7 protein-coding genes are annotated in these 8478 nt (G+C 32.0%); 1 reads left to right on the plus strand and 6 read right to left on the minus strand.

Annotated elements, in window-relative coordinates; genetic code table 11:
- Window positions 1–42: 42 nt before the first annotated feature.
- From AMS59_RS13795 to AMS59_RS13805, 3 genes are all read right to left on the minus strand, one after another.
- Complete coding sequence (locus AMS59_RS13795) at window positions 43–1266, minus strand: restriction endonuclease subunit S (RefSeq protein ID WP_053484320.1); 1224 nt, start codon at window positions 1264–1266, stop codon at window positions 43–45.
- On the minus strand, window positions 1266–2759 hold the full coding sequence (locus tag AMS59_RS13800) for a type I restriction-modification system subunit M (RefSeq protein WP_053484321.1): 1494 nt from the start codon (window positions 2757–2759) through the stop codon (window positions 1266–1268). Before AMS59_RS13800 ends, AMS59_RS13795 begins: the two co-directional genes overlap by 1 nt.
- Window positions 2760–3569: 810 nt before the next feature.
- Window positions 3570–5522: a hypothetical protein gene (locus AMS59_RS13805; protein ID WP_156304663.1), complete on the minus strand. Its 1953-nt coding sequence runs from the start codon at window positions 5520–5522 to the stop codon at window positions 3570–3572.
- A 224-nt stretch (window positions 5523–5746) separates the two neighbouring features.
- Between AMS59_RS13805 and AMS59_RS13810 the strand changes: the two genes are divergently transcribed.
- The gene (locus tag AMS59_RS13810) at window positions 5747–6115 is read left to right on the plus strand and encodes a DUF1413 domain-containing protein (RefSeq protein WP_053484323.1); all 369 of its coding nucleotides are present in this window, start codon (window positions 5747–5749) and stop codon (window positions 6113–6115) included.
- Between the two features lie 249 nt (window positions 6116–6364).
- Here the strand turns inward: AMS59_RS13810 and AMS59_RS13815 are convergent, their stop codons facing one another.
- From AMS59_RS13815 to AMS59_RS13825, 3 genes are read right to left on the minus strand one after another with little or no spacing between them, the layout of a single operon-like run.
- The gene (locus tag AMS59_RS13815) at window positions 6365–7606 is read right to left on the minus strand and encodes a hypothetical protein (RefSeq protein ID WP_234007777.1); all 1242 of its coding nucleotides are present in this window, start codon (window positions 7604–7606) and stop codon (window positions 6365–6367) included.
- A gap of 32 nt (window positions 7607–7638) precedes the next feature.
- Window positions 7639–7821 carry a hypothetical protein gene (locus AMS59_RS13820; protein ID WP_053484324.1) on the minus strand — a complete coding sequence of 61 codons (183 nt, stop codon included), beginning with the start codon at window positions 7819–7821 and terminating at the stop codon, window positions 7639–7641.
- Between the two features lie 26 nt (window positions 7822–7847).
- Complete coding sequence (locus AMS59_RS13825; protein WP_053484325.1) at window positions 7848–8393, minus strand: hypothetical protein; 546 nt, start codon at window positions 8391–8393, stop codon at window positions 7848–7850.
- Window positions 8394–8478: the final 85 nt, after the last annotated feature.

Raw genomic sequence — 8478 nt, forward strand, 5'->3', positions numbered from 1 at the left:
AACCATTTGAAAATCCGTCATACAAATCACCTTTGTTTGAAACTAGATTTTCACACGGATTTGACCTGTTAGAAGCTGCTGCATTAAAGCTTTTTTCAATTCCCCATACTTTGTCTTTTCCTTCTCGTAGACCTCGATTTGTTCGTCTACCGCTGATAGAATTGAGGCGATTTTTTGTTGTTCTTTTAACGGTGGTAAAATAATTTTTAGTTCTTTAAAGAAACCCAAACCAATAGTTTTAATTGTGCTCCCGATTGCTTCTCGAATGAAAGTCTTCTTTTGAGCAATAAAATAATAATAAAGGAATTTATAATCTAATTTTGGGCCACAAATATAATTTATAAAGTGTTGGCTAGTCGCCATTTCAAATTTAGTGATACCAATTTTCCCAACACTTGCATCCCTTAAAACTATTACAGTGTTTTTGGGCAATAAAACAGCTGATGAATTTTTCAATCCTTCTTCAGTAGTATAATCTGTAGTTTCCTCGACATATTGTTTATCCAACCTAAAAGTATCCTTTAAAGATATCCAAGGAATATTTCCATTCCAATACTCATTATTTTTTTTATTCGGTGTATGCCCTGATTTTCTTTCAGCAACTTCATCTATTAAAACTACTTCCCAACTTTTTGGTATCTCCCCAAGTTCCGTATGTTTAAATTCTGTATATCCAATCCCTTTTGTAAGCAGTTGATACATTAAACCCTTTTTCAATTCTTTTGTTTTCTCAATCAACTGTTCGGTTTCATCAATTTGCTCGTCTACAATTGAAAGGATTGAAGATATTGTTTCCTGCTCTTCAATTGAAGGATAAGGTATAGAAATTATTTTTAACTCAGATTGATTCAATTTACTTCTCGTTCCACCATTTATATAATTAAGGATGTTTTTATGAACTAAATTATAAAATATCCAATCATAACTCTTACTTTCAATTGGTAAAAGCACGTGTGCATGATTATTAACCCATGATTTCCCTTCTATCTTGTATGCAATTGGCTTATTTCTATATTCATGAAAATGCCCACCATCTTCAGCTAATAGAATTAATTTCTCATCGAATATATAATCATTAATCCTATCTACTATTCCATTTGCACCATAGTAAGGAATTTCACCTCTTATTAATGTTCTTTCAGCCTTACTTAATGGTTTTCTCTCGCTATCTAAAATTTTACACAACTCATCAATTTTCCGTAGTTCCCATTCTTTCGGTATCTCCCCAAGCTCAGTCATTTTATATCCTTGACGCACTTCACTCATTAAATTTCACCTACCCCAAGTTCACTTAAGTATGAATTTAATTTTGCTTTAATATCGTTACGTTTTGCTTCTATTTGTGTAATATCTTGCAGCACAGCAGTGATATCTACTTGCTTTTCTTGCTCTGATTTATCAATATAGCGTGTGATATTTAAGTTATAATCATTGCTTTTAATTTCTTCTAATGACACAACACGTGCATATTTTTCTACTTCTTCGTATTCAGTAAATATTTCTACGATTTTTGTAATATCTTCATCACGCAATGTATTTTGGTTTTTACCCTCTTTATACCCTTCTTCCGCTGCGATAAATAGGACATTACCCTTACGTTTCTCGTCCTTATTACGATTGAAAATAAGAATACTTGCTGGGATACCAGTACCATAGAAAAGATTTGACGGTAAGCCGATTACTGCTTCAAATAAATCTGATGCTAATAAACCTTGACGTATTTTCCCTTCTGCACCGCCACGGAACAGGACGCCATGAGGCATAATAACCCCTGCCATACCATTCGCCTTTAAAGAAGCAATCATATGCTGAATGAATGCATAGTCTCCCGCATTTTTCGGTGGTAAGCCATATAGGAAACGACCATATACATCATGCTCTGCTTCTTCACGCCCCCATTCCTTTAATGAGAACGGTGGATTGGCAATTACACGGTCAAATAACATGATTTCACCGTCTTCTACAAGCTTTGGTGTACGAATTGTATCGCCCTTTTCAATGTGGTGGTCAGGTAAGTTGTGCAGCAGTAAATTCATTTTTGCAATTGACCAAGTACCTAAGTTCTTTTCTTGTCCAAACAATGTTAAAGATTGTGGATTCCGACCTTTTGCTTTCACATAATCCACTGATTGAATTAGCATGCCGCCCGAACCACAAGTCGGGTCATATACGCGCATACCTTCTTCTGGCTTAATCAACTTGACGATAAGTTCTACTACTTTTGATGGCGTATAGAACTCACCACCTTTTTTTCCAGCATCGTCAGCAAACATTTTAATTAAATATTCATATGCACGCCCTAGCATATCTGGCTCTGAAAGGTTCGCATTTCGTAAATCTAATAATTCAAAGTGCTGTAATAAACGTTGTAAAACACCATCTGTCAGCACTTCTTTTCGGTTAAAGTCGATTGGTGTAAGTACACCCTCAAGCGTCACATTTTCATTCTCAAGTGCCTCAAATGCTACGTTGATGGCAGAACCGATATTTTCTGCCTTTGTACGAATAACAGACCAACGCGCAGCTTCTGGCACGAAGAACTGGTACTGGTCTTGGTCGTCTACTAAGAGCGCACCAATCTCCTCGCCATGCTCCGCAATAATTTCTTGACGATGCTCTTCAAATACATCGCTTAAACGCTTTAAAAACAATAAACCGAATATGTAATTTTTAAAATCACTAGAATCCACCGACCCACGTAAAATATCCGCAGATTTCCAAAGATGCGATTCTAATTCTTGTAATGTTAATTGAGCCATTTGAACTTCCTCCATTGGAAATATTATTCCATTAATATAAATAAACAGTACCACAAAATTATCGCCAAGCGATATGACAATAAAGCTGGAACTTCACGCTTCTAATTCTATTATAAGTGATTAAAATGTTCACTTCAGAATATTTTAATCTTAACAGAATGAAAAACGTTAGCAGCTATAGTTAATAAAATACGGTATAAACTATTAAATGTTAGAAAAGGGGCGGTCTTGCACAATGCGAATTTCACTTCAACTAAGTTATAACAGTAATAAAATTCAATTTTATAACAGGGAACATGGGATACTTGGATTTACAAATTATAAAAGAAGAGATTTGGGAAGAATTAAATAAAGTAAACTGGTATGCAAGTGCAAATGCAAATAACAGGTAAAAAATTACATATATACTAGTTTGAATTACTTCAACTCGAAAAAATATTTACATCAAGTAGTAATGCAATTCCCAAGTCTCGAACCTGCATTCACCATTGGCAGTGATAATTAAGTTATGCCCAAAAGGTAGTTTTTATCGTAATATTTTTCAGTTCTACTTTCTCCTGCATTGAGCCAGTATTTCCCCACCAATCCCCCGCCCTGTCCAAGCCAGGACTAAATGTGCATCTCAGACTCTCTCCTTATCCTTCTGGGGTTTTTTCCTTATTTAAAGCCTTTTACACACAAAAACAGGAGAATGAGTGCTTCGTACGCACTTATTCTCCTGCTCAATCACGCATTGCCCAAACCTTGAAGGCAATTCTTTATTCTGTTTTTGCACTGCTTTTTTATTTCGAGCAGCACTTTATTGTGGAGCTACATAGTTACGGACTCATTACTGTGTATGAAAGTCTCAAAGAAATAATCTTCGATATTAATATTAATACCAAAATTCATTTTATATTCCCTTGAGTATATTCTAGAAGCTTGATAGGAAACCAATGGCATATCACGTAACAGTGCTTCAAATTGCTCTGAATTAATTTTCCCTTTATAATATTTATGGTTTAAATTTTCTATTTGTAGTTCCTCTTTATTAAATTTAATTTTATTAGGTGGTCTTCTTTTAAAATATCCTTCAAAAATAACTGTATCCGTGATTATAGTACCCTCAATTTTTATAGTTCCACTATAAGGAATATTAGTAAGAATAATTTTTCTAACCTTTTTAGGTTTAGAGCAATTTAGTTTAACCATTATCTCTTTCATTTGTTTTTCCTGTGTATAATGTTTAACAATACGATTTAGTTGTATATCAGTTTCTTCTAACTCATCTTTATACAATGAAAAATCTCTATAATTTATAGGTACAAACCAATGTTTAATTTCCAAAAAGTATAGCGTATCATCCATTTTAAATATAGCATCACACTCAAAAGTATCTTTTGATTTAGTTTCCTTTTGATTTACAGTCCTTTTAAATTTAGTTACTTTTATATCAACACTTTTTAAAATTGCATGTATATAATCTTCTAAATAGTCTCCTTTAAAACGAATATCTAAATTTTTCGCTGCCGCATTTAACAGCGTCGTTCTTGATGAATCTATCCCCAACACTACTGATGGCACAGTTATAACTTTGTCTCCAAAACATAAAAATGGTGAGTCCATTAAGTCTCTCGATTTTTTGTTAAATGTAAGGAATTTAATTATTCCATCTATATACTTTATGGGGATTCCAGCCTCTTCGAAAATGATGCTCCAATCTCTCTTACATTTCACCATACAAAAATCCTCTAATTTATAGAATCCCAACCTTATTCTCTTTATATCTCCAATGAATTCTTCAGCTTTTTTAGAGATAATAGAATAAGCCCTAATATAATATTCTATTGGAACACTCTTTATCTCAGTGCTTAAGTTATCAATAAACAAATCTTCAAATAGAAACTTCTTCGATAATTCTTCTGTATCCAAAACATCCAAATTGACATTATTAAGATAAACCTGTTTCAATAAATAAGCACTCATCTTGGCTGTTCTCATATCTAAGAAAGTTAACTGGGATATATTTTTTCCCAAAGCTAATAAACTATTATTCTTTATGTAAATTACATTATCAATTTCTCTAACTTTAACATCATAGTAACACCATAAATCTTTAGTATTTCTCAAGAAATTCTTTTCTGTTGCGGCAAAAATGTGTGCTTCTGCCATTTGAATATATTTCTCCTCAATAAAACAATCAGTATTAACTTTACATTTTTTAAAATCCACTAAATAACTCAATACGTTACCTGTAGATACTTTAATTGCATCTTCTAAATTTAACTTTTCATCCGATGTTAACCTATTATCTTTTAAAGTATTACTATACATTTCTCTTAAATTTAACTCTAGTGATATTAAATATGCATTTAACTCATACTCATCTTTCATCTCTCTTTCTATTTTTCTTATTCTATTTTCATTAAATAGTTTAAAAATTTTATTTAACGTTTTTACTTCCTTTTCAAATTCGCTTATCTCATCAATATCGTTATAATTCGATTTAATGTACCCCATTAACTCCTTATATAACTTATAATCTTTTGCTTTACCTGTGCCGTACTCACAAATACATATACTGGATTTTCTTATAATACTTATAGCACCTTTTGTATTTTTATTTTCAACAAAATACTTAACATACTCTCTAAGTTCATCCGAATTCATTTTTTCTAAATCTCTAATAGATAACAAATTATCACCCCATACCTCACGAGAATAAACTAAAAAAATACTCCTTACATCAATACTACCAAGAGAGACCAAATAAATACCAATCATTTACTTTTTAACTTATTGAGACTTATACTTTATCCTATGGAGCATATGGAAGTTAAGAATCCAGTATTTAGACCTATCAGTTAATCAGATGTATCCTTCTTCTATAATAATTTTCATAAAAAATAAAAATTATTATATATAAAATATTGACATTATTTATCTAAAAGTCTATCATAAAGTGGAAGCAAATATTCGCTTCCACTTTAATTGAGGAGGTGATTTTTATGAGTAAGCAGGTTTCACTACGCTTTTCTGATGATGAATATAATGCATTAGCTGTACTAGCTTCTAAACAAGGTATTAGCCTTACATCGCTCCTTAGAAACGCAGCAATTGGCTTAGTAAGTAACTTTCCTATCACTAGTGATGTAACTTTGGGGGATGTTGATAAAAAAGCCCAATCACTATCTAGTGGTTCCAAGTTTAAAATTCGCGACCTTTTTGATGCAAAAGATTGGGAATCTTATTCAAAACGTTCAAGATTATCGGTAGGTAGAAGTTTTTATTCAGCAGTTGAGAACGGAACACTATCTATGAAGTACCGCTTTCTAAAAAAGGATTCCGATAATGCAGCAATTTACGAAAAAAAATAGGCAGCTAAATTATTGAAATTGCTACAGCTTGGCAGAGCTGTAGCTCTTATTTAAAAATAGTAAATGATATTGAAAATATAAAGCTCCTAATCCTCTATGTGATTTTTCTCTATTAATACCAATTATTCATTACAGTGCACTTTTATTATTTCCATTAAGACTTTGCAGCTTCTCTTAAAACACAAAAAGAGGAGACACAGCTACTATAACTTTTTTATCTCAAGCGTCGTTTGTTTTGTAGGGATATAATTATTTTTCTATTGAAAACAAATAAGGATGAGTCAATATCTGCCCATTTCGATTTTCTTCGTCAATTAGAGTTTTTATTAATAATTCAATATCGTCAAATTTCATATCTACTTTAAAACCTTTAGTGTTATCTAAAAATCTCACATTCATTAGTCTATCAAAAGTAGCCTCACAACTTCGTCTTGGAAAACACCCTATCGTAGATTTAAAAAATGAATCATGTATTGAGTAATGATGTGTATGAATAAATTGCTCCCAGCTTGCTACTAAAGTTCCTTCATCTGCTATATCAATAACTTCAATTTCTTCAAGATTCCTATCCTCTTTTTTCCCCCAAGCCTTTTTTAATAAATCAATTGCTGATTTATCAGTCTTAGGAGCACTATAACCAAAAATAGTGAACATATATGCTCTATCTAAATATTGTCTAACAACATTCCATTGGTCTTTGATAAAAAGGTTTTCCTCATAGTTTTTTTCTTTCACAGGATATAGTAATGGCACTCTTTCAAATGGCTTATCACATTGCGGACAATAGCCTCCAATATATCCCCCAACTTTATGTGAGTTACAAATTCCTATTGATACGTTACCATGTAAGAATGCCAACTCCGGGAGATTATCTGTTATTTCCAAACAACGTTGATACGCTTGGAACAATAATGGGTCCCAGTTAAATGTAGCAATTAGGTCTTTTTTAGTTAAAGATAAAATTAAATAATCATACACTGTTGGTTCGTCTGGAATTTGAAATTTACTGAAATAATTATATATGCGTTCTTCTAATTCTATACGAACATTATCGAATTCAGTTGATTCAGTTAAAGCAGAATATATATCTTCTAAATTATCACTTTCAAATGTTAAATCAATATTATCAATTACTTCTCTCATCTCTAATTTATCAATGAAGCCTTTCATTACTGAGGTGCGCATTTTATTTCTATCCCCATTAGGGATAGCCGCTACACTTGCTCCAGCTCCTAAAAGTACAACATGTGGGCGTTTTTTCATAATAGCCTCAAAATCTACTTCCTTCTCTAATAACGGTTCTTTTAATACCCCTTCTTCTTTCAATCGTTTTTCAATTTCCCTATTTAATTTTTCATCCTCTTCTTTATTTAAAATATAATCATTCAAAGTCGCATCATTTTCTCTTAATTCTCCAAATTTTTTATAAAGGTCCTCTATTGTTGAAACTCCCTCCTCTTTCATTAACTCTTTCATGATTTCATCATTCATTTAAGCTCCCCCTCAAACATTAAGATTATTTATCAATGAGAATCCTGTGATTTATCCACTAACTTCGAGGTGTACATAACTGCACCATTCCATTTAATTAAAGTTTCACCGCAATCACATTCGAGACTATCTTTATCACGCATTATCAGACGTAGTTTATAAATTTCCCAACGATTACCACACTTAACACAAGTTTGAGTTCTTTCATAAGCCATTAGTCTGCCTCCAATATCTTTATTATCTAAATAAAATCACGTTCAATATCTCGTTTTTCTTTTTTTGTATAGCCATGAACCATACTTATTAGACTTTCATTTTTAGACTCTCTTAATTTTTCTATAATCTTTGGCTCAAAATAAGGACTTACATACTCTAAATTATTTGCTGCCTTCAATAGTTCTTCGTAATTTTTAGCAAAAATAAAGTCTTCTAACTGTTCTAAAATAATGTTCCACCCTTTTAAACGTTTTGAATGTATAGGTTGCTTTAAAACTAATTCTCGATTTTCTTCCCGATTTATTTGCTTTAGATAGTTTTCCACTTCATGTTTATATTTATTTAATTGTGCATATGAAAAAGAATCTAAATTAGGGAGTATATTATTGTGAAATTCTCTGTATTTTAATTTTCTAGGATGCACTTTACCTTTAAGCTTCTTTTGCTCAAACCTCGCTTGTTTCGAGTCTAAAATCTTTTTACCAAAGGCTCCTGCCGCACCAGCAGCTCCTGTAACTACTTTCAAAGCTCCATCTGGATTCTTTTGAACATAATCTTTTACTTTGGGCAACGCCTCTTTGATGTTAGTCTAAATAATGGACACAGAGAATTGGGAGTTTATAAAGTATAATAACCTTAACAATTTACTAGGAGTG

Origin of the sequence: Lysinibacillus sp. FJAT-14745 (assembly GCF_001275675.1) — a bacterium.
Taxonomy (GTDB): Bacteria; Bacillota; Bacilli; order Bacillales_A; family Planococcaceae; genus Lysinibacillus.